Below are 25,626 nucleotides of genomic sequence, written 5' to 3' on the forward strand. Positions count from 1 at the left end.
CATCTGCGGCGTTTGATGTGAAGGAAGACCTTATGGCCCCGAATTGGAAAATCCTGAACAGTAATCATCGGAAAGAACCCTTTGGAGAGCAAATTCTTCCTCTCCGGGTCATTCTCATCCGCATTCTTCTCATCTATATGCACGTGAAATACTCCATCCTGACGGTCGATGGATGTCAATTCAAAATTTTCAAGGATAAACTCTGGTAATAGAAACTGGATAATAGGCAAGAAACTCTCCAAAACGAACTAGGTTGATTAAAAACACAAACCTAGAAAATCCTATGCGCTCCACAAGTTTTTGATTTGATCCTAGAAAATCCTATGCGCTCCACAAGTTTTTGATTTGATCCGAACTACACGAATGACGCTGGAAAACATGGGAATTTTTGCATTTTTTGATACTATCTGGAAAACAAAAATGCCCGCAAATCATTGATTTACAGGCATTTTGTTTGACTTTGAACTTATTTCAAGGGAGGGAGACGGGTCTCGAACCCGCGACCTCTAGAACCACAATCTAGCGCTCTAACCGACTGAGCTACAACCTCCGTGTACTATTTTCGATGGGGAAACCCCCGTTTCGAGGACACAAAATTAGGAAAAGGTTTGCAGCGTGCAAGATTTTTTCACAAAATTTTTACAAACCACAAACCCTTCCGCGGGCCGGAGCCCGATTATTTAGCCGCAGTGTACAGTGCGTCAGCAGCTTTCCAGTCTACAACGTTCCAGTAAGCGTCGATGTAGTCGGGGCGCTTGTTTTGGTATTTCAGGTAGTATGCGTGCTCCCATACGTCCAGGCCGATCACCGGAGTGCCTTTTACTTCGGCGATGTCCATCAATGGGTTGTCCTGGTTGGGGGTAGAAGTGATCGCCACGCCGTCGCCGGATTTGATCAACCATGCCCAGCCCGATCCGAAACGGCCGGTTGCTGCTTTTTTGAACTCGTCTTTAAATGCAGCGAAAGAACCGAATTTAGCGGTGATGGCTTTGCCCAGCTCGCCGGTAGGTTCGCCGCCGCCGTTCGATGAAAGTGATTTCCAGAAAAATGAGTGGTTCCAGTGACCGCCGCCGTTGTTGCGTACAGGTGCCGGAGCTTTGCTGATGCCAGCCAACAATTCTTCTATGGTTTTGCCTTCCAGCTCAGTGCCTGCTACTGCTGCATTCAGGTTGGTAACATAAGCCTGGTGGTGACGGTCGTGATGTATCTCCATGGTCAATGCGTCGAAGTGTGGCTCCAATGCATTGTTTGCGTAAGGTAAGGGATCAAGTGTAAATGCCATTTTCAGTGTAGTTTAATGATTAAAGAATTTGTTTCAACAGTTAGGCTAACAGCAGAAAACCGCTTTATGTTCTTAATTCCCTGAAAAATTTGAGTAGTAACTGCTGGGATTCCATGGCCATAATGCCGGTTACAAGCTTGGTTTTCGGATGCAGAAGCGGCTCGCCGATCCTTGAAAATCCGCGCTTTTCATCCATTGCACCGATCACCACGCGCTTCACCTGCGTCCAGTAAAGCGCGCCTGCACACATCACGCAGGGTTCCAGGGTTACATACAGGGTGCAGTCGGTGAGGTATTTGGAGCCGAGGTGGTCGGCGGCGGCGGTGATGGCGATCATCTCGGCGTGGGCGGTGACGTCGTTGAGCCGCTCGGTCTGGTTGTAGCCCCTGCCTATAATCCTGTCTTTGGCAACGACGAGTGCGCCAACGGGGATTTCACCTTCTTCATACGCCTTATGTGCGAGCGCGAGGGCTTCTTCCATAAAGTAGTGGTCCGTAATATCTGCCTGTATGTCCATATGCCGGTAAAGAAAACGGGACATTCATTGCATTGCAACAAATGTCCCGTACTATTTTTTAGAATGAATTATCAGGGTTTCATCACACGCTGAACGGTGCTCAGATTGCCATTCTGGATTCGCAGCAGGTAAAGTCCCGAAGGATAATTAGTGAAATCAACCTCTGTTTTTTGCTGTTTGATAACCTGGGTTGAGCGTGAACGACCGTTGAGGTCTACCACTTCAATTTTCGCTTCCTTCGGCGAAACCGTGCCGGTTACTTCCACTGTGCATTTGCCATTGATCACGGTCGGGTAAACCTTCGCCCAATCTGCCGGAGCCGGTGGTTCTACGCCCAGGATCGGATCAACCTGCACCCTTGCCGTACCAACTCCTCTGCCGATTCCGCAGCCATTGGTCACTTTGGTAATGGCGTAGGTGGTTGTCGTCTTCGGGGCCAGCTTGAAATTGTACGGCGTTGCATTTGCGGTGATCAATGTGTCCTTGGTACCATTGTTAAGCGTCAATGTCCACGGCCCTTTACCGGTAATGTCAGCTTTTAGGTCGGCGGTTTCTCCGACGAGGATGGTTTGTGTTCCCGTCAATGTGGCAACAGGCAGCGGCACGGCGGTGATCGTGAGCGAACCTACATTCCCTTTTACGGTGAAAGCAGCATCGGTGCCAGTGCTGACAACGCGGTAAAAGTACGAGCCTCCTTTGGTTGTATCCGGGAACGTAGCGGATACTGAGTTATCCGTAGCGGTCGATGGGACAGTGTAAAACTTGGCATCGGTATTTTCGGTCGCTACCTGTAATTTGAATGAATTACCCGCAGGGAAATCGCCCGACTGACGGAAAGGAACTGTGAAGGACTTGCTTGCACAAATCTCCGAAACAGCGGCGCTACCGGTATTGATCGTAGGCACTTTCACCGTAACCACGGCCAGGCCGTTCGTGGTGCCTTTGCCGCAACCATTCTCTACCAGGGTGAGCAGGTAGCTGGTGGTAGTACTTGGCTTCACCTGCACCTGATGATCCGCCTGATCGGTGGTGGCAGTGTCACCGTTGGACAATGCATAGCTCCATGGACCATCGCCAGTGAATTTGATGTTAATAGTCGCTGTTTGGCCAAGGTCGATGGTAGGAGTTCCTGAAATTGTCGCCGAAGGTTTCGCTTTGATGTGAATTTTGATCTCCTCTTTCGGGCTCTCGCAGCCATTCGAACCGGTTTGCGTTACATAGAACGAGTAGTCCTGAACTTTCTCGGTGAAAGCCGTAAACGGGACGCCCTGGAAATCGGTGTCATTTGCTGCCCGGTACCATTTCAAAATTGTTCCGGTTGCATCGAGCACGGGCGCCGGGGCGCTCTGGCAGTATTCCAGGTATGTTTTGGTCACCGGCTTCGGCGTGGTATTAATTTTCACGTCGATCTTCGCGCGGTCGCCTGGGCAACCTTCGAGAGTTTGTCCCACATAGTAAGAAGTCGTTCCACCTTCTGCGGTTGATGGCGTCGGTGCATTCGGGCTTGCATTACCGCCTGACGCGTCCGTTCCGTACCAGTCCAAAGTCGCTTTGGCAACCGGAGTAGCTTCGAGGGGTTTCGCAGCGATAAACTGGCAGTATTCGATCAACGGCTGCGAAATGCCGGGTACGGCTGGAAGGGGTTTTACGAGTACTTTCTGCGGAATGCGGGTGGTGCTTTCGCAATTCTTGTTCGAAACCTGTGTAACGTAGTATATGTTTTCTTTGGCGTCTTTCAGGTTGATGGAAGGATTTGCTGTGCCTCCCGTGCCCCCGGTGGCGGCGTTGTACCATTTCAAAGTATTTCCTTCCGCGGCTTGCGTCGGGAAAGTATAACTTTTATCCGTACGCTCCTGGCAGAATGCTTCCGACAGTGGCGTAACGGCAGCCGGGCGCGGATTAACGACAACATTTACTCTCACGCGGGCACTTTCGCACACCAGTGAAGGGTAGCTTGTCGAGAGCGACACGAAATAAGGCGTGGTGCCGTCCTTGGTCGTGGAGGGCTTGAATGTCGAGGCTAAAGGTGAGCCGCCTGTTTCAGCAGCGTACCATTTGTATGTGCTACCGGAAGGCGCGAGTACGTTAGCTGCTTCTCCCACGCAGTACTCGATCGGCGAGACGGTCGGCTTTGCGGCTTCCCGTATGTTTACGACGATCTCTCTGCGGGCACTTTCACATCCCGATGCGGTGCTTTTCTGGCTAACGTAGTAGGTAATAGATTTGGCTTCATCTGTCGGCGGGACAGGAGCGTCGGTTGATCCTGTTCCTGCCGAGGATGTGGTGTACCAAAGCAGCGTATGTCCGGCCAGCGGGGTAGCTTTCAATGCCGTCGCTACCGCAGGGCTTTGGCAGAAGGCTACTGGGGTCACTACGGTTGGGCCAGCGAATTCTTTACACGTAACTGTTACCAATATTTCCGCGCGATCACTTTCGCAACCGATCGCATTGGTTTGGGTAACGTAGTATTTCGTCTCACCTGCCTTTACAGTAGAAGGTTTCGGTGCTGAGGGTAGCTGCGTGGTTGTGTTTGCATCGGCGTACCATTTCAGGTTGGCTCCTGTCGCTGTCAGCACAGGTGCATTGTCGCCGACTTCATATGTTTTGTTGGAAACAGTGGGCTTAGTTGGAGGCGTGCAGGCTGTGACCGTCACTGCAATTTCAGCCCGTTCACTTTCGCAGCCGCTGGCATTGGTTTGAGTTACATAATATTTCGTTGTGCCAGGTGTCGTGGTCGCCGGTTTCGGAGCGGATGGCAATGCAGTCGTAGTGGATGCATCGGCGTACCATTTGAGATTAGTGCCGGTCGCGGTAAGAACTGGTGCATTTTCGCCTACCTGGTATGTTTTATTGGAAACAGTGGGCATAGCAGGTGGCGTGCAGGCAGTGATTGTTACTGTAATTTCAGCTCGTTCACTTTCGCAACCGCTGGCATTGGTTTGGGTCACGTAATATTTCGTTGTGCCAACTATCGTAGTCGCAGGTTTTGGAGCCGATGGCAGGGCAGTTGGAGTGGACGCATCGGCGTACCATTTGAGATTCGTGCCAGTTGCAGTGAGCACAGACGCATTGTCGCCGACTTCGTATGATTTGTTAGCAACTCCTGGTTTGGCAGGAGGTGTGCAGGCTGTGACTGTAACTGTAATTTCAGCTCTTTCACTTTCGCAGCCGCTGGCATTAGTTTGCGAAACGTAATATTTGGTTATTCCTGCTGTGGTAGTCGAGGGCTTCGGTGCCGACGGCAGTGCGGTGCCGGTGGTTGCATCAGTGTACCATTTGAGGTTCGTTCCTGTCGCAGCCAGTACGGGTGCATTGTCGCCTACCTCATACGACTTGTTTATGGTGACTGGGGCCTGCGGAGCGGGAGTAACGTTAACAGTGATTTTTGCCTTCTCACTCTCGCACATTTGAGATGAACTCCTGCTGACATAAATATCTTTCGTCAGAACTGCGTTGGTCGGTATATTTGGAATTGAACTACTGCCGGTCAGCCCGTCGTACCATAGATAACTGGAACCAAACGGGTCATAAGCGGTAATTGCTCCTGTTATTTTACTTTCAGGAATATCAGCATTCTGACAAACGGATATTGGTGAGGTAACGATAGGTGTCGTAGCAACTTCACGAACGATAACTGATATCCCAAACTTTTCACTCTCGCAACCATCAACGGTTTGAGTAACATAATATGATGGTGTCGAAGGCGTCGAGCGCCCAGTTGGAGTGACGGACGGCGCTTCTGGGAGTATTGTAGAACCATCGCTTGCATACCATTTTAGGTTTGCGCCGGAAGCACTAACTTGAAATGCTGGTCCCCCAACGCACAAAAAAAACATATTTGTTCCAGTCGGCGGCAATGGCCTACCCGAGATCGTCAACGTGGAACTCTCGGAGCCTAAAACGGTCGTAGTTATCACACGGATCTTATAACCAGAACCAGTAGCTGTACTAGCTGGGATTGTGACGCTGATAGGAGATTCGGAACTTGAACCAATGCTACCAGTCAATGAAAATGTGCCGGCTGCGTCAGAGAGTTGTACGGCAAAATTGGTGCCAGAAGCCACAGTACCTGTGGTAGTAAACGGTACAGAAACGACACTTCCTGCGCAGACCGGGTTCGGCGTCACTGCCCCCGTAGTAATCGTAGTTTGTCCAAATGAAGCTGCCAGGCTGAACAGCATGGCGAAAATGGTAAGGAAACTCTCTTTAATAAATGTTCTTTTCATGTATCTGTCTAAATATCTTTCCGCTAACCTTTTGACTGGTAAAGTTAGAGATATTTTTCAAATACGCTGAAGGTGATTTAAGGAAGCTGGCTTTTCCGTTGGATCAATGAACTGTACACTACGTCCTGTATTTTCCGCCGCGTACGCTGGGTTGTGATGGCTGTATTTTCGGCGTCCGGATTCACGCGGTTGGACAGAAACACGAACACGAGGTCTTCTTCCGGATCCACCCACACCATTGTGCCGGTAAAGCCCGTGTGCCCGAACGAGTTAACGGAAGCCTGCGGTGATACGTAGGAACTGTTGCCGTCGGCCGGGGCTTTGTCCCAGCCCAGCCCGCGGTGGTGCGACTCGTCGTACATGCGCGAGAAGAATGGCACGGTGGCCTGCTCGTAATAACGTTTTCCGGCGTAGTTGCCTTTCCAGAGGTTCATTTGTAGCAAAACGGCCAGGTCGCGGGCGGTACCGAACAGCCCGGCATGGCCCGAAACGCCACCTACAATAGCCGCCATCTGATCGTGCACGGTTCCTTGCAGCAGTTGCCCGCGGAAACGGTAATCCTGTTCGGTAGGGGCGATCTGTTTCTCAGGGAAACGGCGCAGCGGATTGAAACCGAGATACGCGAGGCCCAGCGGCTCATAAATGTTGGCGGCTACAAAAACATCCAGTGGTTGGCCGGTGATCCTTTCTACAATTTTTTGCAATGTCAAAAAACCGAGGTCGCTGTACAGGTAGCCGTAGTTACCCGCCCGGTCGCGGCGGTTGTTCATGGGTGATTCTACTACCCATTTCCAGACAGAATCGCGCAATGCACCTTTGGCAAACAACTTTGGCGCAACTTGCAGGTAATAAGCAGTATCCTGTTTTGAACTGTAATACTCCGGCAACAAGCCTCCCGCGCTGGTTTTGGTCCTGTCCCAAAGCGATGGATAAAACGAAATCAGTCCCGAGCGGTGCATGAGCAGGTCGCGGACGGTGAAGTTCTGTTTGGTCGTATTTGCCAATTCGGGAAGGTATTTCGATGCTTTTTCGTCCAGGTTGATCTGCTTCCGGTCATACAGCAGCATTACCGCCTGCAATGTGGCCGAAACCTTCGTGAGCGAAGCCAGGTCGTAAAGCGTTTCGGGCGTCACGCGGTCGTTGGTACGGTAGCTCAGCCCGCCGAACTGTTTCTCGTAAATGATCTTGCCTTGTCTGGCCACAAGCACCTCACAGCCGGGGAAAACGTGGTCGTTCACGGCGGCAGTCGCTATTTCATCGATTTTTTTCAACGAAATACCATCCATACCCACGCTCTCCGGCGTACCGAATGCAATGCGGTTAATGGAAGTGGTGTTCACACCGGTGCCCGTTTTGTAGGTCAATACCGAAACCGGCAGACGCCCTTTCGAGCTCAATGCACCGAAAATGATCTGCGGAACGATTTCCTGCTGATCCTTCCCATCCTGACTGGCGCAGATCAGTACGTCGGTTTCAGGGAAAAACGGAATGCTGTAAGGCGTGCCGAACAGGCAGAGGATCACTTTTTTGTTCTGCTGTTTGAGCTGATTTACAAAATCGACCATGCCCGGGGTGATGCCGTAGTTGCGGCCGGGCTTGGAGCTGATGCCGTGAATGTCGACGATCACGGTGTTGTAAGGTTGCAGGTAACCGAGCATTTCGGTAATCTGGTCCGGCGATGACGGCCCGTCGTAAAACGAGTAGCTCCGCATCGGTTTGTAGGTCGAAAGCATTTTCTGGAATGCCATGCTGCTGCCCTCGCCAATGCTCACCGACGCGATGTTGTTGTCGGCCACCGAGCCGATGGGAAGCAGGTTGTTGTCGTTTTTCACGACGGTCACCGAGGCCTCGCACAGCTCACGGTAAAGCTCTTTGCTCTTCTCGCTGTTAAGGTCGGCGTAGAGGTTATTGATGTCGACAGGCTGGTACTTGCTCAGTCCGGCCCAGTATTTGGCCTGCAAAATGCGTTTGACCTTGTCGTCGATGATCTTCTCGCTGATCTGCTTCTGGTTGATGGCATCTTTAATGCGCGTTACCGTTTCGGCAATGCTTTCCGGGTAAAGCAGCACGTCGTTGCCCGCTACCAGCGCTTTGAGGTTTACATCGGCAGGTTTACCGTTTTTGAGCACGCCGCGCATATTCATGGCGTCGGTAAACACCAGTCCGCGGAAACCGAGATCCTTGCGCAGCAGGCCATTCACGACTTTGTCCGAAAGCGAGCTGGCCTGGTTTGGCGTATTATCCAATGCGGGAATGTACAAATGGGCATTCAGAACGCCCATAAGGCTATCCGCAATCATCTCGCGGTATGGATACAGGTCGGTGTTATTGAGTTGTTCCAAAGAATGCGTCAGCACCGGCAATGTAAAATGCGAATCCGCGTCCGTGTCGCCATGGCCGGGGAAATGCTTGGCGGTGGCGATAATGCGGTTGTGCTGCAAGCCTTTCATGTACGCGACCGACTTCCGTGCCACATTCTCTTTATCCTCGCCGAACGAACGTATACCGATCACCGGATTGGCCGGATTGCTGTTGATATCCGAAACCGGCGCGAAATTGATCTGAATGCCGAGGCGCTTGCACTGGCGGGCTATATCGTCGCCCATGCGGTAAATCAGCCGGTCGTCCTGGATCGAGCCGAGTACCATTTGTTTCGGGAAGGAAATCGTGCTGTCGAGGCGCATGCCGAGGCCCCATTCGCCGTCGATGCCTATGAAAAGCGGGATATTGGAATGCGATTGGTAGCGGTTTGTAAGCTGCGCCTGACCGACCGGGCCACCCTGGAAAAATATGAGGCCGCCGATCTGGTAGTCGTTGATCAGCTTATCGATGTATTTGTAATGCGATTCGTCGCGGTTCGAGAAAGTCGCCACCATAAAAAGCTGGCCGATCTTCTGCTCGATGCTCAGGGATTTGAGGGTACTATCCACCCATTCGTTTTCGGGTAAAACGAGTACCGGGTCACGACGTTTTTTAGGGGCTTTGTGCTTCGGTTCAACGGCGGCAGGTGTTGGTTTGACCGTCACCGGCTTCACCGCCATCATTTTCCACGCGACAGACGCCACGGAAGTAAGCACCACCAGCGCCACTACAATCACTACAACACGAAACCGGCCGAACCACCAATTTTTCATACCTGGGAACACTGACTTAACGAGGGAATGTTAGGTTTAAAAACTGCAACAACTGACATTGGTATTGATCAAAAGTTACAATAATAACAATTTTATGGCGCTTTAAATCCTTAAAAATATGGTTTTAATGCAATTCTAATATTTGCTTAACCGAATATGATCATGGTAACTAGTGTCGGAACATCAAGCCTGCTGCGTCAGCTTCTTGAAAATATCTTCCAGTGAATCGCCCGTCTCGCGGAGTTCTTGCAACGAGCTGTCGCTCACTACTTTGCCCTTATTGATGATAATTACGCGGTCGCACAATGCTTCTACCTCCTGCATAATGTGCGTGGAAAAAAGCACTGTTTTGTCTTTCCCGGCCGTGCGTATCACTTCGCGGATCTCCTGGATCTGGTTCGGATCGAGGCCGGTTGTGGGTTCATCGAGGATGAGTACATCCGGATTGTGCAAAAACGATTGCGCCAATCCCACGCGCTGCCGGTACCCTTTGGAAAGCTGCCCGATTTTCTTTCGGCGCTCAGGTTCCAGCCCGCACATCGCGATCACCTCATCCACCCGCGCACGCAATGCTGTGCCATTCATGCCGTACAGTTTTCCCGAAAAAAGCAGGAATTCCGTCACGTACATATCCAGGTACAGCGGGTTGTGCTCGGGCAGGTAACCAATGGCCCTGCGCGCAGGCATCGGCTGCTGTATCACATCGAAATCCGAAACTTTGGCCAGGCCTTCGGTAGGTTTGAGGTAACCCGTCAGGATTTTCATCGTTGTGGATTTCCCCGCGCCATTCGGACCGAGAAAACCTACAATCTCCCCTTTTTTGAGGGTAAATGAAATCCCGTCGACCGCACGCTGCGTTCCGTAAACCTTCGTCAAGTTGGTGACTTCGATCATTTAATTTCGAATGATTGAATGATTGAATGAGTGAATTTTGAATGAGTGAAAAGTCAGGAAATGTCATGTGTAGTCATGTGTTGTCTCTTATATCCCTGACCCCTCCTGACCATTCCTGACCATTCTTGACCCCTCTTGACCATTCCTGACCCCTCCTGACCATCCGTTACACTTTCAGGAATAATTTATTCCTGTAAAGTAAATACATAAACGCCCATTGTACGGCGATAAATGCAATTACTTCTCCTACTGCTTCGAAGCCGTGCGGGAAATAGCTGAGTATGCCGCCGAATATCGCACGGGCGGTGTAGCCGAAGTCTATAAACCGGCCGACCATGTAAATCACAATCGAATTCATGCCTATTACCACGAAGAACAGCGTCCATTTGCGGTAGTTGAGCACGTCCACGATCCAGTAGAACAATGCGAGCAGCAATGTACTGAACCCGCCGGCGCAGAGTACGAACGAGCTGGTCCAGAGGTTTTTGTTGATAGGGAAAAAATAATCCCAGACGAGGCAGACGAGCAGGCTGACCACTCCTGCAAAAACCAGGTAAATGACTTTGCTTTTTTGGGAAAGCACTTCATGGCTCGTACGCAGGAGCTCGCCCGCGAAAATGCCCATCAGGCCTGTCGCAATGGCCGGAATGGTCGAAACGAGACCTTCGGGATCGTGAATGGTGAGGTGGAGGCGGCCGGGGATGATCATTTTATCGATGTAGCTGGCCGGGTTGCAGTCGATGGTCAGCAATCCTGCGCCGCAGCCGGGGACCGGATAGAACATCATGAACAAATAGTAGCCGATCAGCAGCCCGCCGAACCAGATCCAGCGGGCACGGTAGCCGAAGTAGAGGTAAATGATTTGCGCGAACATCCCCGCGAGCCCGATGCGTGCGAGTACGCTCGGGTAGCGCATCTGCGACCATTCCGTTTCGAAAAGGCCGTTGTTATAAATGATACCCAGTATCACCAGGATAATGCCACGCTGGATCACCTTGCGGGCCAGTTGCGACGGCGGTACGCCTTTTTCGAGCCGGCTGCCGAGCGAAAATGGCGTCGAAACGCCGGCCATGAAGAGGAATGTGGGGAAAATGAGGTCGTAGGCACGGAAACCATTCCAATCGGGGTGGGTAAACTGGTGGGCCAGGACTATCGCCCACGACCAGCCGGTCACTTTGGCGAGCACATGGAAAATTTCTTCGCCACCCGAAATCCAGAACATATCAAAACCACGCAACGTATCCAGGGACAATAACCTTTGTGAAGGAGCACTATCTTTCATCTGATAAAACAGGGTGTAGGGAAATAAAATTTGGGAAATAGAATGGAGTTTGAAATAAAACCAATAGCAACTACTGTAAAGATTGTAAAAAATACCATCCGTGCTCCCGTGTAAAACTATATTTATTTGAATAACCCTAAAACTCTGGGAGATAATGAAAAACGGGCGGCATTATATACTACCGCTTCCAAACGCCGTTATAAGCATCGAATTTTAACCCATGATCACCCCATGAAACGAATCCTGACGCTGATGTTCGCCCTCGGCTTGCTTTTCGGCAGCTTTACCACTTCCAATTCCTTCGCACAAAGCCGCCGCGACCGTAATGGAAACGACGACCGCGACAACTACGAACGCCAGGACGACCGCAAAGACAAGCGTCGCAACGACGATGCGTTCCTGAACGACGACGCTGCCAATAGCAAGCTGAATAACCGGCGGTTGGAAAAGAACATGGACAAATACGCCGACCAGCTCCAACTCACAAAACGTCAGCAGAAGCAGCTCAAAAAGATCGACCGCCGTTACGCGAGAATGGAAAGAAAAATGAAGCGCCGCGGCGACAACAAACGCAGCGATCGCAAACGCCTCGCCGAGGAAAAGCGCATTGAAATCATCGAAATCCTGACGCCCGACCAGCAGCAGACGCTGGAAGTATTATCGAAAAAGGGGCGGTTTAGTTTTGAGCAGTTGTTTGGGAGATAAGCCTTTGAGGTCGCCAAAACATGATTATTTGGGATTTAAATCCAAAATAATCATAATATTTTTGGATTTGAATCCTTGAATATCATAATTTTAATGGAATTGAATCCGAAATTATGATAGTTAGGAGCCAACAGCAAGCTGCATTAGATTCTTTATTTAAAGGAAAAGCATTTATCATTTACGGGCCAAGACAGGCTGGTAAGACTACTTTTTCAGAGCAACTGCTTCAAATAGTTGCTAAAAAGACCTTGCGACTCAACGGCGATGATGCCGATACCCGCGAGGCTTTTCTGCGCCCGAATGTCACTTTGCTTGAAAGGATTATTGGAGATCACGAAATCGTATTCATCGACGAAGCGCAACGCATTCAGGATATCGGCGTTGTGATCAAGATCATCGTCGATCGGTTGAAGCATGTACAAGTGATCGCGACAGGTTCATCATCCTTCGAGTTGGCCGGCAATATCAATGAACCGCTTACCGGTAGGCGTTATGAGATGCAGTTGCTGCCCATTTCCTACGAAGAATTAGTCAATTATACCGATTACCTTACCGAGCAACGACTTTTGGAACAAAGGCTGATCTATGGCTCGTATCCCGAAATCGTTACAGACCCGGTGAATGCCGAAAAGCACCTCAAGCTCATCGCTAACAGCTATTTGTATAAGGATTTACTCGTGCTGGAACAGGTTAAAAAACCTGTTTTGCTCGAAAAGATTGTAAAGGCGATTGCATTACAGGTAGGAAGCGAAGTGAGTGTCTCGGAAATTGGCAGGCTGGTCCAGGCAGACAATAAGACCGTGGAAAAATATATTGATCTGCTGGAAAAGGCGTTTGTGCTTTTTACGATACCGGCGTTTTCAGGAAATGTTCGTACCGAGATCAAAAAGGGGAGGAAGATTTATTTTTACGATAACGGGATTATCAATGCGGTAACGAACAATTTTAACCCGCTACAAAACAGAAAGGATGTTGGCGCATTGTGGGAAAACTACGTCATCAGTGAGCGCAAGAAATATCTCAACACGAAAGAGCTGGATGCTAAAATGTATTTCTGGCGAACCACGCAGCAACAGGAGGTAGACTATATCGAGGAAGTAAAGGGCGAGTTGCGAGCATTTGAGTTCAAATGGAACTCCGAAGCGTCTGTCCGCTTTCCATCGACTTTTTTAACTAACTACCCTCATGTAGCAACTGGGCTGGTTACTCCGGCAACAAGGGACCAATTCCTGACCTCCTGACCACCACCTGACAATACCTGACCTTACTACTTCAACCCATCCAACCAAGCCTCAATCGTAGGCCCCGACATATCAAACAACAACCCCGGCAAAATGCCGACCAGGATCGTGAGGATAACCAATGGTACGAGCATGGCTTTTTCCCGCCGGGTGAGATCGGTAAGGACCTGGGTGGTGGCGTTTTTGTACCAGAATGAACTGAAAAACATGCGCTGGTAGGTCCAGAGGAAGTATCCGGCGGCGAGGACGATGCCTAATGTGGATAATGCGGGAATCCATACGGGCAATGCGTCGGACTGGAATGCGCCCATGAGCGTGAACAATTCGCCGACGAAGCCGGAGAAGCCCGGTAAGCCCAGCGATGCGAAGAATGCAATGCCCGTGACGACGGTGTATTGCGGCATGACGGTGATCAGGCCGCGATAATTGTCGATGCGGCGGTCGTGGGTACGGTCGTAGAGCACGCCGGTGAGCAAGAATAGCATTGCCGATAGTATACCGTGACTAACCATCTGGTAAATGGCGCCATTGAATCCCTCGGGCGTGAACGCGGCGATACCCAGTAATACGAAACCCATGTGGGATACCGAGGAGTAGGCGATCATTTTCTTCAGATCGTGCTGGCCCAATGCATTGAAACCGCCGTAAACGATCGAGATCATGCCCAGAATGGCGAGCGGAATGGCGCTGTACAATGCCTCGGCCGGAAAGAAGCCGTCGACGATCCGGATGAAACCGTAACCCCCGATTTTCAGCAAAATACCTGCGAGCACGACGGATATGGGCGTGGGCGCTTCCACGTGCGCGTCGGGTAGCCACGTGTGTACGGGCACGACGGGCAATTTTACCGCGAAACCGATAAACAAGAACCAGAATGCCAGCAAACGTACCGGAACATCGGCGATGAAAAACTCGGATGCGGCGCTCAGGATCGAGCCGGGAATGTAGTTGCCGGGATCGGCCAGGTAGGTGAAACGGAATGTGTGAATAAGTTGCTCCGGCGCGATTTTACCGTCAAAAAGCCATTGCTGGATCTGTGGGATCATGTCGGGGTGGATCGCGTCTTCGGGACCGATGAGACCCACCGCACGCGCCGTTTCCACCGGATCGATTACCGAAAGGTACAGGCCGATCATTACGATCAGGATCAGTAACGAGCCCAGGAATGTGTAAATGAAGAATTTCAATGCCGCATATTCGCGCCGCGGGCCGCCCCACAAGCCAATGAGGAAGTACATCGGCAGGAGCATGAATTCGAAGAACAGATAGAACAGGAAGAAATCCTGCGCCAGGAAACAGCCCATTACGCTGCCGCAAAGCAGCAAATACAAACCGAAATAGGCCCGTGATTTGTGATTGACATTCCACGAACTGATCACACCCACCAGCAATACCACCACGGCCAGCAGCACCAACGGAAAACTGATTCCGTCCACAGCCAATGCGTAATCAATGGAAACCACACCCAGTGAACCGATCGGCAGCGTGATCCATTCCCTCACCTCGGAAAGTTGCAGCGCGGCGTCCTGGCTATTGAATGACAAATACGATACCGCTGTAACGACTACTTCCAGCAGCAATGCCACCAGTGCGATGAGTCGGAAATTGTGCTGGCTATCGACCGGCCAGAATGCGACGGCCGCGGCACCCAGTAATGGTATGGCAATTAAGAAGGTGAGTATATGATCAATCATCAAGCATTAATTTAACCGGCCGGTGCGCGTCAGATCGCAACCAACCACAATATCAATAAAAAGACGCCCATTACGGCCACGATGTAGTACGACTGGATCCGGCCGCTCTGCATATTCCGCGCGGCCTGTCCGGCGGAGCGGATCGAGAAGACGGTGAGGTTCACAGCACCGTCGACGAATAACCTGTCGACCCAGGCAATGAAATGTCCGAACACCAGGCTGCCTTTCGCAACCAGATCGACGAGGGCGTCGACAATATTTTTTTCGAAGGCTTTGAGGTACTTCGCGATCAACTCGAACGGAATGAGGAAATAATGCTCATTGGAATAACCCCGCAGCCAGTTCCACGGGCTCTGTGCAGGTTCGCCTGCCGGTATCGGGTCGTTCACTTTGAATGGATTAGTGGCGGCCGTTTCGCGGTAGGCAAGGAAAATCGACACAAATGTAACAGCGCTCGCGACGAACGGCACCCATACCAGATGCTCGCCGTGCTCTTGGCCGATCCAATGCAGGAACCAACCTTCCGCATTGAACGGATTCACCGAAAACCAGAAGAACAGCGATAATGCCGAAAGCAATGCCATTGGCAGCCACATCGCCACCGGCGACTCGTGCGGGTGTACAATCGCAGGGAAACGTTTTGCTCCGAAAAATACCAGCCATACCTGTCGCGTCATGTAAAATGCGGTTAACCCGGCCGATAAAATGACCAGTACCGGGAATATGTAGCCCAACGCGCCAAATTCCGCAGCCCAGAGGAAGCCTTCCGTGATGATCGCGTCTTTGGAGAGGAAGCCCGAGAAAAATGGTAACCCTGCCAATGCAGCCGCGCAGATCAAATAGCAGATAAATGTAATGGGCAATGCCTTGCGCAAACCGCCCATGGTGCGCATATCCTGCGGGTCATAACCCGGCAATTCGTTCCCAGGCAATTCATTGCCTGGAGTGACCGCGTGAATCACCGAACCTGCCGAAAGGAACAATCCCGCCTTGAAGAACGCGTGCGTCGCCAAATGGAACAATGCCGTTTGCCAGCTTCCAAAACCAACCGCCATGACCATCAGCCCGAGCTGCGACATGGTCGAATAAGCGAGCACTTTTTTGATATCCCAACCTTTCAATGCCTTTACAGCGCCGGTGACCATCGTAATGGCGCCGATAGTGAGAATGACCAAACGGGCGTCGACAGTTAGCAAAAAGGATATTCTTGCCAACAAAAAAATCCCTGCCGCAACCATCGTAGCCGCGTGGATCAATGCGGAAACGGGTGTAGGGCCCTCCATGGCGTCGGGTAGCCAGCCCGAGAGCGGAAACTGGGCCGATTTACCTACACAGCCGCCGAAAAGACAAATGCCGATGGCCGTCAGAATGCCGGGGTGGATCGTACCGATTTCAAGCGAAAGCACTTCAAAGTCCGTAGAGCCAATATAGTAGAAGAGCATTAATATACCTGTCAGGAAGGCCGCGTCGCCAATGCGGTTCAGCACAAATGCCTTCTGTGCTGCCCAGACAGGTCTTTTTTTAGTATACCAAAAACCAATCAGCAGATACGACGACAGCCCGACAAGCTCCCAGAAAATGTACATGACCAGCAAACTTCCCGCGAGTACAATGCCGAGCATCGAAAAAAGGAAGAGCTGGATGAATGCAAAATAACGGTTCACATTCTGGTCGTCGTGCATGTATGCGGTCGAAAACAGCTGCACGAGCAACGCTACGAAATGCACGATGACGAGCATCATCGTCGAGAGCGTATCGAATCGAAAGGAAAGTTCTATGGAATGGCTGCCGATGGTAAGCCACTGAAAACGAATGTAATGGTCGGCTCCGGGATCGGCGGAAGTAACACTAATGAACAGCCCGACGGCTGTAACCAGCACCCCGATCCAACCCGCAAATTTATTTAGACTCGTTCCACCAAGCCACAGCAACAAAAAGCACGAGAACGGCAAGCCCAACAGCAAATAAGCAGGTAAGTGGAATGCGGTGTCGGGCATGAGAGCGGGAATGCGTTTAATTTCGGCAAATATCCTGAATTCGCGGCCGAATTCAAACAATGCTAGATGTCTTTCTCGATGTCGTCTATCTTCACTGAACCATGAACGACTTCCAGCAGTTCCCGGAGATCGTACGTGGAGCGGTTATACGTATTGCCGAGAACGATAATCACCGCGTCGTCTTCGGGGCAAACCCACAGCATGGTGTTGTACCCTTTCCACCAGCCGCCGTGGTAGATAAACCGGGGCGAATGGTCTTCCTTGATGTGCATACGGAAGCCGTAGCCGTAATTGCGGATGCCGTCGCGTTCGAAGCTCCGGGGCTTGAATGCCTCGTCGAGCATTTTCCTTTCGAGGATCAATCCTTTGGTGAGGCCGTTGTAGAACCGGTAAATGTCTAATGTAGTGGAATAGAGTCCCTTATCGCCGACTACCTCGTCGTAGTAATCCTTATCCAAACGGCGGCCGTACTGGTGGCCGTCGGTGCGGTTTTTGGTGGCGGCGATGGTCGTGTCGGTAACCAGGTAGGTGTTTTGCATACCCAGCGGCGTGAAAATCTGGCTGTTCAGGTATTTACCGAACGAATCACCGGTTACTTTTTCGACGATCGCGGCGAGGACGCAGTAATTGGTATTGCAATAGTTGAACGAGCGGCCGGGGCGGTTGTAGGGCTGAGGCGTGGGTACTACTTTGGCATACCAATCCATAATATCCAGGTTATCAGGATATTTCCTGCCGTGGCGGACGCTGTCGTTGAATGAATAAATGTAATTAGGCAGCCCGCTGCGGTGGCTGAGCAGCATATCGACCTTCACACCGTGGTAGGGAAAATCAGGGAAAAAGCGTTGCACCGAGTCGTCGAGCGCCACGCGGCCTTCCTGGATCAGTTTCAAAACGGCCACGGCCGTAAATGGCTTGGAAAGCGACGCCAGCTGAAAACGGGAATCGCCCGTGAGCGTGTCCTTCGCCTTCATGTGCGCGAAGCCGAAAGAATTCTGGTAAAGTATTTTGCCTTTCTGGACGATGAGTACATTCCCATTGAAACCAGCCTTGCGTTTACGCCTGAAAATATCTTCGATTTTGGCAATTTTCTCCGCCATAGCGGCATCGGGATTTGTCACCGCGACTGGGTCGAGGTTTTTGACATTTTCGCCAGACACGGCCACGTCCGGGGAATCGGTTTTGTTTTTTCTGACTAATCCCCAGGAAATCAACAAAATAACCAGGACGGCAATGGCCGTCCACCACACTTTCGGCTGCACTTTTTTCAACATAGGCTTTTGGCCTTTAATATTCAGAACGTTGCTTTGCTAACGACGCGTCGTCAACATTTTCTATACTTTACCATTACAAATTAAGCGCAGAATGCTTTACGGAACCAACACTTTCAATTGTTCTTTTTGACCATTCTTTACATATACTACAAAATAAATGCCAGAAGCAAGCGGCTCGTGAGGAGTGAGGAATATACGTCCGCCCGAGCCATTTTCGCGGCGGAATGGTACAGCAACGCCCGATTTGTTGTACAAATTGAGTAACGCTTCGTGGCTGTTGGGGGCGGTTATTATGATGGTGCGCGAAGACGCCGGGTTAGGCGTGACCTGCATGCCGGAGAATGATTGGGGATTGAAAACAGCGATCGGTTTGCAGGTCGTGAAGTCTGCGTTTTTGTCTATTAGTTTTAACCTGTAATAATTGTTTCCTGCCGCTGGATCATTATCAATGAATGCATAAGAAGTACGTCCGGTCGTTTCACCGGAAGCTGCGACCGTCCCGATCGGTGTGAATGCTTTCATATCCATGCTTCGCTCGACGACAAATTCCTTTGCGTTTTTCTCCCAGCCCGTTTCCCAATCCAGCGCTACCCGCCCGTTTTCCGCCAAACCCTTGAAATAAGTAATATCGACCGGCAGCACAATGGCAAGGACGTCGCCATTGACCGAAATTTCATCAAACCACAAAGTCCCGTAAATGTCTACCGAATTGTAGGCGTAAATGCGAATGCTGAAAGAATTGCTTGAAAGATTGTTATAGCTGACCGGAATATTGTACGTGTTGAAAGTACCATTGTTACTGATCACAAATGCATTCAGATCGGTTGAGAAACCATCCATACTTGTCCGCACTTTAATGCTGTTCGGCCCATTGGGAGAGCGGCGGAGACGAAAGCCGATGGAAGATATATTGTATTTAAAGGAGTTGGCCGTAAATGTGAACTCCATGTAGCGTGAAGCCGAAAAGCTCACAGGCCAGGGTCTGATAATGTAGCCTACCACATTGGCACCGCCGCCACCGCTGTACACCGTGGGCAGTGTAAATGTGTTCGGCCCGCCAGCTAATGCGGCCGCCGATGGCGTGAAATTAGCATGGTCCGAAACGCCGGCCTGCGTGTAATCCATCGTCCATCTGACATGGAACGGCTCATTGGCATGAGCATTAAAAACAAAAAGCAGTATCGCGACCGCGGCCACCATACTGCTTTTCAGGAAATGCGTGTTCTTTTTCATGTGCGTGTTGGTTTAAAGTAAAACTTACACTGACTGCTTTACTTTTTACGTAAAGCCATGAAAAAGGTAACAGCTTGTAGAATAATTAAAATTCTGCGCTCTTAGGGTAACGCGGGAACGGGATCACGTCGCGGATGTTGCCCATGCCGGTTACGAACTGCACGAGGCGCTCGAAGCCCAATCCGAAGCCCGAGTGCGGTGCGGTACCGAATTTGCGGGTTTCCAGGTACCACCATACGTTTTCGGGATCGATGCCCACTTCGTGTACGCGGCCGAGGAGCTTATCGTAATTCTCTTCACGCTGGCTGCCGCCGATGATCTCGCCGATGCCCGGGAAAAGTACGTCCATCGCGCGAACCGTTTTGCCATCCTCGTCGAGTTTCATGTAGAACGACTTGATCTCGCGCGGATAGTTGGTCAGGATCACCGGCTTTTTGAAATGCTTTTCTACCAGGTAACGCTCGTGCTCGCTCGACAAATCGATGCCCCAGCCCGTCACCGGGAACTGAAATTTGCCTTCTTTTTGTGGTTTTGATTTCAAAAGGATTTCGATCGCCTCGGTATAGGTCAGACGTTCGAATGGGTTATCCACCACAAATGCCAGTTTTTCCAGCAATGGCAATGAGCGCTCGTTCTGAGGCTTGTTCTTTTCTTCTTCTGTGAGGCGGTTTTGCAGGAAATTCAAATCATCCTTGCAGTTAACTAATGCATAAGTGATCACTTTTTTGACAAAATCTTCCGCCAGGTCCATATTGTCTTCCAGCTCGAAAAACGCCATTTCCGGCTCGATCATCCAGAATTCGGCGAGGTGGCGCGTCGTATTGGAGTTTTCGGCACGGAATGTAGGGCCAAAAGTATAGATCTTCGAAAGCGCCATCGCGCCCAACTCGCCTTCCAGCTGGCCGGAAACGGTCAGGTTAGCTTCACGACCGAAGAAATCTTCTTTAAAATTGATCGCGCCTTCTTCCGTACGCGGCAGGTTGTTCAAGTCGAGCGTCGTCACACGGAACATTTCGCCCGCACCTTCCGCATCCGAAGCCGTGATTACCGGTGTATGCAGGTAGAAAAAGCCTTTTTCATTGAAATACTGATGCACCGCGAACGCCAATGCGTGGCGGATGCGGAGGATCGCGCTGAACGTGTTCGTACGTGGGCGCAGGTGAGCGATCTCGCGCAGGAATTCCAGCGAATGCCTTTTCGGTTGCAACGGATATTGCTCAGGATCAGCCGTACCGTACACTTCGAGGTCGGTGATTTTTACCTCTACCGCCTGTCCCGAGCCTTGTGATGCGATCAGCTGGCCGGTTACTTTCAGGCACGACCCGGTGGTTACTGTCAACAGCAATTCGGCAGAAAACTGACCGGGTTCAGCCACTGCCTGTATATTATGTATGGTCGACCCGTCATTCAACGCGATGAAAATCGCGTTTTTGCTTTCTCTTTTAGTTCTTACCCAGCCCTTTACGACAACCGATTGGTTTTCAGGCGCAGTTTGTAAAATGTCTTTGATTTGCAACGGTCCCATTTTGTTCAATTCAATCTTTAAATGTCAGCCGGGAAATGCCCGGTTTTTTACGAATGAGGCGCAAAATTACAAAATCGGCCCCGAAAACCTATTGTAGCGCTGCAACTTACTTTTCTGTGGAACCCAATCATTGTACAGTCTGGTTTTCAACGTAATTTTGCCCGCATCAACCTGATTAAAGACCCAATTACCTTGAATAACCGACTTGCCATTATATTATCGGTGGTTTTCCACCCACTGATACTCACCACATACTTGTTTGCATTGCTCTTTTTCCTCGTGCCCGACCTCGTGGGTGTGAGCGCGTTCGAGCTGCCCGCGCTGGGGAGCCTGCTGATGCTGCTCTGGATCAATACTTTTATTGCGCCGGCCGTTATGATGTTTTACTTCAAAAAGACGGGTATGATAACCTCGCTGCACGTCGAGGACCCCGTTGAGCGCCGCATTCCCTACATTTCCTGTGTGGTCATTTACGGGTTGGCGACTTATCTTTTCGGATGGCAACTGCAACCGATCGGAGAGCTCGCGCCGCAAATTTCCGTCATTCTGGCCAGTGTCACACTTTCGCTTGTGGTAGTAGCGATGGTGAGTTATTTCTGGAAAATCAGCGCTCATGCCACCGGCATCGGCGGGGCTATCGGCATGCTGTCGGGCCTGATGATCCGGTTCGACGAGAGCGCATTACTGCTGCCGCTGCTTTTCACCATATTAATCGGCGGCTGGATCATGAGCGCGCGCCTGCAACTGAACGCCCACACGCCCGGGCAAATCCTGGCCGGCGTATTTTGCGGGGTATTCGTCAGTAGCGCCACCGTGTATTTCTTCTTTTGAAGGAAAACACTTCACAGCATGTACGAACACCTCATTTTCGAAAACCACGACGGCATCGTTCGCATTACGCTTGACCGTCCGGATGTATTCCACGCATTAAGCCCGGCATTGATCCGCGAAATCACGCAAGCCATCGGCGTCGCCACCGAAGACCCGTCCGTGCGCGTGGTACTGCTCACCGCCACCGGCGAAAAGGCATTCTGCTCCGGCGCCGACCTCAAAGAAGCCAACGCCTCGGGCATGAACGCGGGCGAAATCCTGCGCGACTACTACGAGCCCATGATCACGGCGATCCGCGACATTCCCAAACCCGTGGTATGCCGTATGAACGGCCTCGCCGTGGGTGCCGGCTGCTCACTGGCATTGGCCTGTGACCTGGTAATCGCCGCCGAAGATACCTTCCTGAGCCTCGCATTCGTGCAAATAGGCCTGATGCCCGACGCCGGGGCAACGTTCATGTTGCCAAGGCTGGTTGGTCTCTCCCGGGCCTTTGAACTCGCCTCTACCGGCCGACGTATATCCGCTTCCGAAGCTGCGCAAATCGGACTCATCGCGCATTCCGTCCCGCGCGAGTCTCTCGACGAAGCAACCGAAAAGCACATTGCCTACTACCGCCACGCGCCAACCCGTGCCATTGGTGAAATGAAGCGTGCATTCAACCAATCGATGCACTCGAACCTGCCTCAAATGCTGGAAACCGAGCGGGAGAGCCAGGAAATGTTGTTTGGAACGCGGGATGTGCGGGAAGGAATTACCGCTTTTTTAGAAAAAAGGAGGCCTGATTTTCAGGGCTTTTAGGCGATTTTGAGAAATTTTTTCTTAAATTTATTTGCCAGAATTTGTTACTGCGGATTTCATCCCTACCTTTGCAGTCCAATTCGGAAATGGTTGCGTAGCTCAATTGGATAGAGCACCTGACTACGGATCAGGAGGTTTGGGGTTCGAATCCCTACGTGACCACGAGTTAAAGCATCTGAGCATTGTTCAGGTGCTTTTTTGCTTTTATTGCACTTGTCAGCGGATCAGGAGGTTTGGGCCGGGCCGCCGGGCGGTTCGAATCCCTACGTGACCACAGAATTAAGCGCCTTTCGAGAGATTGCGCTTTTTTGTTTCTAGCCGATTGAAAGATATTTTTGCATAGAATATCTTACTCACACACTCATCTAATATGGACATTACACCGTATCCAACGTACGAAACTGGAAGTCTTGAATATAGTTTTTATAGTGTAAGGCACTCGGGAGTAATTGAACTGCGAATGCGCATTGCCCTAATAGACGCCAGAACGAGGTTTTACAATATTGGATTTGGGGTCTGGGAGCTGTGGAGAAAGGATTTGATCGGAAGGCAGAAGAAATGAAGGCTTTTTTGAAACGAAACCCTGTTCCAAAAGAATTTCTGAACTAGCATTTATTTCCCAACCAACCGCTCCAACCGCCCGATCATCTCATCCTTCTCCCTCAGCATCCGCTCATAAAGCTCTATTTTCTCATAGTGCAATTTCCTGATCTCGTCGATGGGATTGACATGGAAAGTGGCTTGTGGATTTCCCACGTAGTAGGCTTCGCTGTTAAACGTATTCGAAATAATATTCACAGCCTTCTCCTCATCAAAATTCCGGATCGCTTCCGCAGGGATTTTGAGAATCGCTGAAACTTGCTCCAATATCTCCGAATCGATCTTCTCACGTTGTTCGAGGAGGGAGATTTTTTGCTGGTTCCAGTCCTCGCCGAGCTCGAATGCGAGGTGATCTTGCTTGATTCCGAGCATTTCGCGGAAGCGTTTCAGGTTGCGGCCTTCGTGGATAGTCCGGTCGGTGGTAGTATGTGCCATATGGAATGGGGCTTGTTAAAAAGGCAATTTATGTAAATCTGCGTGGAAGTGCGCGGATACTTACGAGGCAGATCAATGTTATTTTGATATTTTCACTCCGCATGAACATTGGGATAAAACAGATGGTGAAAGTTACTATTTCGCAGCGGCTTAACCGGGATAGCGAAATAGAGGCCAGTTATAAATCGAAAGTCATTATGAAACAGTTGGTATTTGTCGTTTTCATACTAGTAAGCAACTTTTCATTCTCGCAGATCCATACAGGCAAAATATCAGAATCCAAGCAATGGGCGAAAGCGGAAGGCGATAAGGAGTTTGATAACGGTTCTACGCTTACCCGGGAGCAATTGCAAAAAATCCCCGGCAATGAGCTGGCCGAATTTGGCAAAATCTGGGGATTTTTGAAGTACCACCACCCCGCCGTGGGTAGCGGCAAATACAATTGGGATTACGAACTTTTCAGGATACTGCTTAAATACAAGGAGGCAGGGAGCAAATAGGCGAAGCAAACGCTAATATCATCCTGGATTGACAGCCTGGGGACATTTGAAACACGAAAACATGCCGAGGCGAAACCCGGCGGAATTGCGCTCCTTCCTGATTTAAACTGGATTCGCTCTTCCGGTTTTCATGAGGAGTTAAAAGCCCGGCTAATGGCAGTTAGAAACGCCGAAAGGACGGCGGACCATTACTATATTGGAAATACCCCGTATGATAACCCGGAATTCAAAAACGAAAATACTTACGAATCAATGCATTACCCGGATGCCGGGTTCCGGTTGTTGGCCCTGTTCCGCTACTGGAATATGATCCAGTATTATTTCCCGTACCGAAACCTGATCGACGGAAACTGGAACGACGTCCTGCTGGAATTTATCCCGGAATTTCTCGCTGCCCCCGATGAGATACATTATAAATTAACAGCTCTGAAACTCATTACCAGGGTCAACGACACCCATGCGGACATCCAGGGTGACTCGGTGCTGAACAAATATTTCGGTGATAGAAATGCCGCGCCCGATGTCTCATTCATAGAAAATGAAGCTGTTGTAACAGGTTATCACCACAAAGCACTGGGTGAGAAATCGGGTCTGAGAAGGGGGGATGTACTCCGAAAAATAAACGGGAAAGCTGTTGCGGAGATTATCCGCGAGTCCCTTCCGGTCACGCCGGCTTCCAACTATCCGACACAGCTGCGCAAAATAGCTGCCAAACTTTTGCGGACCAACGATTCGCTGATTGTGGTGGACTACAAACGCGGCTCCGAAACCGGAAGGTTAACGCTCAAAAGTTATGACCTGAAAACCATGCAGGTGCCGCGGAAAAATCAACGGAAAGACACTTGCTTCCGAATGATCCGGACCGATATTACTTATCTCTATCCCGGCTCATTCAAAAACCGGTACTTACCGAAAATAACGCCGGAGATTCTTAAATCCAGGGGCCTGATCATCGATCTGCGGTGCTATCCCAGTGACGACCTGGTGGACACTTTTTCAAATACATTACTTCCTTCTCCCCGGAAATTTGTAAAATATTCCGTTGCGAAATTGACCGAGCCCGGTCTTTTTCAATTCACAAATCCCATTCAGATCGGGGCGGACAATGCGGAATATTTTAAGGGACAGGTTGTAATCCTGATCAACGAACTCACCCAGAGTGCCGCCGAATATACGGCCATGGCATTCCGAACGGCACCGAAGGTCAAAGTAATCGGAAGTACCACTGCCGGAGCGGATGGTAATACGTCCGCCATCTACTTGCCGGGCAATATCATGACATACATCAGTGGCATAGGCGTGTTTTACCCGGATGGCCGGGAAACCCAGCGCGTCGGCATCATTCCCGACATTCAAATCAACCCTACCATTAAAGGGATCACGGAGGATCGTGACGAATTAATAGAAAAGGCCATTGAAATTATCAACGGCAAATAGCCGTAGGTTAGAAATATTTCT

Annotated in this window: 19 protein-coding genes and 2 tRNA genes; 7 read left to right on the top strand and 14 right to left on the bottom strand. The window is 50.6% G+C overall.

Going from position 1 to position 25,626, the window contains the following annotated elements:
* The 8 genes from BLQ88_RS15305 to BLQ88_RS15340 form a co-directional block, all read right to left on the bottom strand.
* A partial coding sequence (locus BLQ88_RS15305; protein WP_090152367.1) for an ISAon1 family transposase N-terminal region protein occupies positions 1–242 on the bottom strand: 242 nt, incomplete at its 3' end.
* Between the two features lie 233 nt (positions 243–475).
* Positions 476–551, bottom strand: a tRNA-His gene (locus BLQ88_RS15310).
* Between the two features lie 125 nt (positions 552–676).
* The gene (locus BLQ88_RS15315; RefSeq protein ID WP_090151600.1) at positions 677–1,282 is read right to left on the bottom strand and encodes a superoxide dismutase; all 606 of its coding nucleotides are present in this window, start codon (positions 1,280–1,282) and stop codon (positions 677–679) included.
* Positions 1,283–1,346: 64 nt separating this feature from the next.
* Entirely contained in the window at positions 1,347–1,823 is a 477-nt protein-coding gene (locus BLQ88_RS15320) for a nucleoside deaminase (RefSeq protein WP_229212706.1), read from the bottom strand.
* Positions 1,824–1,870: 47 nt separating this feature from the next.
* A complete protein-coding gene (locus BLQ88_RS15325; protein ID WP_176885000.1) occupies positions 1,871–5,206 on the bottom strand; it encodes an Ig-like domain-containing protein in 3,336 nt (1,111 codons plus the stop codon).
* 896 nt (positions 5,207–6,102) lie between these two features.
* Positions 6,103–9,159, bottom strand: a complete 3,057-nt coding sequence (locus tag BLQ88_RS15330) for a serine hydrolase domain-containing protein (RefSeq protein WP_090151606.1) — start codon at positions 9,157–9,159, stop codon at positions 6,103–6,105.
* Positions 9,160–9,342: 183 nt separating this feature from the next.
* The gene (locus BLQ88_RS15335; protein WP_090151609.1) at positions 9,343–10,053 is read right to left on the bottom strand and encodes an ATP-binding cassette domain-containing protein; all 711 of its coding nucleotides are present in this window, start codon (positions 10,051–10,053) and stop codon (positions 9,343–9,345) included.
* Between the two features lie 166 nt (positions 10,054–10,219).
* Positions 10,220–11,335, bottom strand: a complete 1,116-nt coding sequence (locus tag BLQ88_RS15340; RefSeq protein ID WP_090151613.1) for an acyltransferase family protein — start codon at positions 11,333–11,335, stop codon at positions 10,220–10,222.
* 231 nt (positions 11,336–11,566) lie between these two features.
* On the opposite strand from BLQ88_RS15340, the gene BLQ88_RS15345 reads away from it, so the two are divergent.
* Both BLQ88_RS15345 and BLQ88_RS15350 read left to right on the top strand, forming a co-directional pair.
* Complete coding sequence (locus tag BLQ88_RS15345; protein WP_090151616.1) at positions 11,567–12,040, top strand: hypothetical protein; 474 nt, start codon at positions 11,567–11,569, stop codon at positions 12,038–12,040.
* Between the two features lie 113 nt (positions 12,041–12,153).
* Positions 12,154–13,281: an ATP-binding protein gene (locus BLQ88_RS15350; RefSeq protein WP_090151619.1), complete on the top strand. Its 1,128-nt coding sequence runs from the start codon at positions 12,154–12,156 to the stop codon at positions 13,279–13,281.
* Positions 13,282–13,307: 26 nt separating this feature from the next.
* Here BLQ88_RS15350 and BLQ88_RS15355 read toward each other — a convergent pair whose 3' ends face one another.
* From BLQ88_RS15355 to asnS, 5 genes are all read right to left on the bottom strand, one after another.
* Positions 13,308–14,975: a complex I subunit 4 family protein gene (locus BLQ88_RS15355; RefSeq protein WP_090151622.1), complete on the bottom strand. Its 1,668-nt coding sequence runs from the start codon at positions 14,973–14,975 to the stop codon at positions 13,308–13,310.
* A 29-nt stretch (positions 14,976–15,004) separates the two neighbouring features.
* Positions 15,005–16,972, bottom strand: a complete 1,968-nt coding sequence (gene nuoL, locus BLQ88_RS15360; RefSeq protein WP_090152371.1) for an NADH-quinone oxidoreductase subunit L — start codon at positions 16,970–16,972, stop codon at positions 15,005–15,007.
* 62 nt (positions 16,973–17,034) lie between these two features.
* Positions 17,035–18,246, bottom strand: coding sequence for a serine hydrolase domain-containing protein (locus tag BLQ88_RS15365; RefSeq protein ID WP_090151626.1), 1,212 nt, complete (start codon positions 18,244–18,246; stop codon positions 17,035–17,037).
* 96 nt (positions 18,247–18,342) lie between these two features.
* Complete coding sequence (locus BLQ88_RS15370; RefSeq protein ID WP_090151629.1) at positions 18,343–19,479, bottom strand: T9SS type A sorting domain-containing protein; 1,137 nt, start codon at positions 19,477–19,479, stop codon at positions 18,343–18,345.
* An 85-nt stretch (positions 19,480–19,564) separates the two neighbouring features.
* Positions 19,565–21,004: an asparagine--tRNA ligase gene (gene asnS / locus BLQ88_RS15375; RefSeq protein ID WP_090151632.1), complete on the bottom strand. Its 1,440-nt coding sequence runs from the start codon at positions 21,002–21,004 to the stop codon at positions 19,565–19,567.
* Positions 21,005–21,196: 192 nt separating this feature from the next.
* On the opposite strand from asnS, the gene BLQ88_RS15380 reads away from it, so the two are divergent.
* The 3 genes from BLQ88_RS15380 (at position 21,197) to BLQ88_RS15390 (ending at position 22,795) form a co-directional block, all read left to right on the top strand.
* A complete protein-coding gene (locus tag BLQ88_RS15380) occupies positions 21,197–21,835 on the top strand; it encodes a hypothetical protein (RefSeq protein ID WP_229212707.1) in 639 nt (212 codons plus the stop codon).
* An 18-nt stretch (positions 21,836–21,853) separates the two neighbouring features.
* Positions 21,854–22,633, top strand: a complete 780-nt coding sequence (locus tag BLQ88_RS15385) for an enoyl-CoA hydratase/isomerase family protein (protein ID WP_090151638.1) — start codon at positions 21,854–21,856, stop codon at positions 22,631–22,633.
* 88 nt (positions 22,634–22,721) lie between these two features.
* A tRNA-Arg gene (locus BLQ88_RS15390) sits at positions 22,722–22,795 on the top strand.
* Between the two features lie 450 nt (positions 22,796–23,245).
* On the opposite strand, the gene BLQ88_RS15400 is transcribed toward BLQ88_RS15390, so the two are convergent.
* On the bottom strand, positions 23,246–23,668 hold the full coding sequence (locus BLQ88_RS15400) for a helix-turn-helix domain-containing protein (protein WP_090151642.1): 423 nt from the start codon (positions 23,666–23,668) through the stop codon (positions 23,246–23,248).
* Between the two features lie 101 nt (positions 23,669–23,769).
* On the opposite strand from BLQ88_RS15400, the gene BLQ88_RS15405 reads away from it, so the two are divergent.
* Together BLQ88_RS15405 and BLQ88_RS15410 are read left to right on the top strand one after the other, a co-directional pair.
* The gene (locus BLQ88_RS15405; RefSeq protein ID WP_090151645.1) at positions 23,770–24,168 is read left to right on the top strand and encodes a hypothetical protein; all 399 of its coding nucleotides are present in this window, start codon (positions 23,770–23,772) and stop codon (positions 24,166–24,168) included.
* A 153-nt stretch (positions 24,169–24,321) separates the two neighbouring features.
* Positions 24,322–25,605, top strand: coding sequence for a S41 family peptidase (locus tag BLQ88_RS15410; RefSeq protein ID WP_090151648.1), 1,284 nt, complete (start codon positions 24,322–24,324; stop codon positions 25,603–25,605).
* Positions 25,606–25,626 lie beyond the last annotated feature (21 nt).

The sequence above is a fragment of the Dyadobacter soli genome, assembly GCF_900101885.1.
Taxonomy (GTDB): Bacteria; Bacteroidota; Bacteroidia; order Cytophagales; family Spirosomataceae; genus Dyadobacter; species Dyadobacter soli.

Excerpts from the sequence above, each read along its gene's own strand:
- BLQ88_RS15335 (WP_090151609.1), bottom strand. The coding sequence starts at position 10,053 with ATGATCGAAGTCACCAACTTGACGAAGGTTTACGGAACGCAGCGTGCG.
- BLQ88_RS15410 (WP_090151648.1), top strand. The coding sequence starts at position 24,322 with ATGGCAGTTAGAAACGCCGAAAGGACGGCGGACCATTACTATATTGGA.
- BLQ88_RS15370 (WP_090151629.1), bottom strand. The coding sequence starts at position 19,479 with ATGAAAAAGAACACGCATTTCCTGAAAAGCAGTATGGTGGCCGCGGTC.
- BLQ88_RS15320 (WP_229212706.1), bottom strand. The coding sequence starts at position 1,823 with ATGTCCCGTTTTCTTTACCGGCATATGGACATACAGGCAGATATTACG.
- BLQ88_RS15355 (WP_090151622.1), bottom strand. The coding sequence starts at position 14,975 with ATGATTGATCATATACTCACCTTCTTAATTGCCATACCATTACTGGGT.
- BLQ88_RS15330 (WP_090151606.1), bottom strand. The coding sequence starts at position 9,159 with ATGAAAAATTGGTGGTTCGGCCGGTTTCGTGTTGTAGTGATTGTAGTG.
- nuoL (WP_090152371.1), bottom strand. The coding sequence starts at position 16,972 with ATGCCCGACACCGCATTCCACTTACCTGCTTATTTGCTGTTGGGCTTG.
- BLQ88_RS15365 (WP_090151626.1), bottom strand. The coding sequence starts at position 18,246 with ATGTTGAAAAAAGTGCAGCCGAAAGTGTGGTGGACGGCCATTGCCGTC.
- BLQ88_RS15405 (WP_090151645.1), top strand. The coding sequence starts at position 23,770 with ATGAACATTGGGATAAAACAGATGGTGAAAGTTACTATTTCGCAGCGG.
- BLQ88_RS15400 (WP_090151642.1), bottom strand. The coding sequence starts at position 23,668 with ATGGCACATACTACCACCGACCGGACTATCCACGAAGGCCGCAACCTG.
- BLQ88_RS15350 (WP_090151619.1), top strand. The coding sequence starts at position 12,154 with ATGATAGTTAGGAGCCAACAGCAAGCTGCATTAGATTCTTTATTTAAA.
- BLQ88_RS15325 (WP_176885000.1), bottom strand. The coding sequence starts at position 5,206 with ATGTGCGAGAGTGAGAAGGCAAAAATCACTGTTAACGTTACTCCCGCT.
- BLQ88_RS15315 (WP_090151600.1), bottom strand. The coding sequence starts at position 1,282 with ATGGCATTTACACTTGATCCCTTACCTTACGCAAACAATGCATTGGAG.
- BLQ88_RS15385 (WP_090151638.1), top strand. The coding sequence starts at position 21,854 with ATGTACGAACACCTCATTTTCGAAAACCACGACGGCATCGTTCGCATT.
- BLQ88_RS15340 (WP_090151613.1), bottom strand. The coding sequence starts at position 11,335 with ATGAAAGATAGTGCTCCTTCACAAAGGTTATTGTCCCTGGATACGTTG.
- BLQ88_RS15345 (WP_090151616.1), top strand. The coding sequence starts at position 11,567 with ATGAAACGAATCCTGACGCTGATGTTCGCCCTCGGCTTGCTTTTCGGC.
- asnS (WP_090151632.1), bottom strand. The coding sequence starts at position 21,004 with ATGGGACCGTTGCAAATCAAAGACATTTTACAAACTGCGCCTGAAAAC.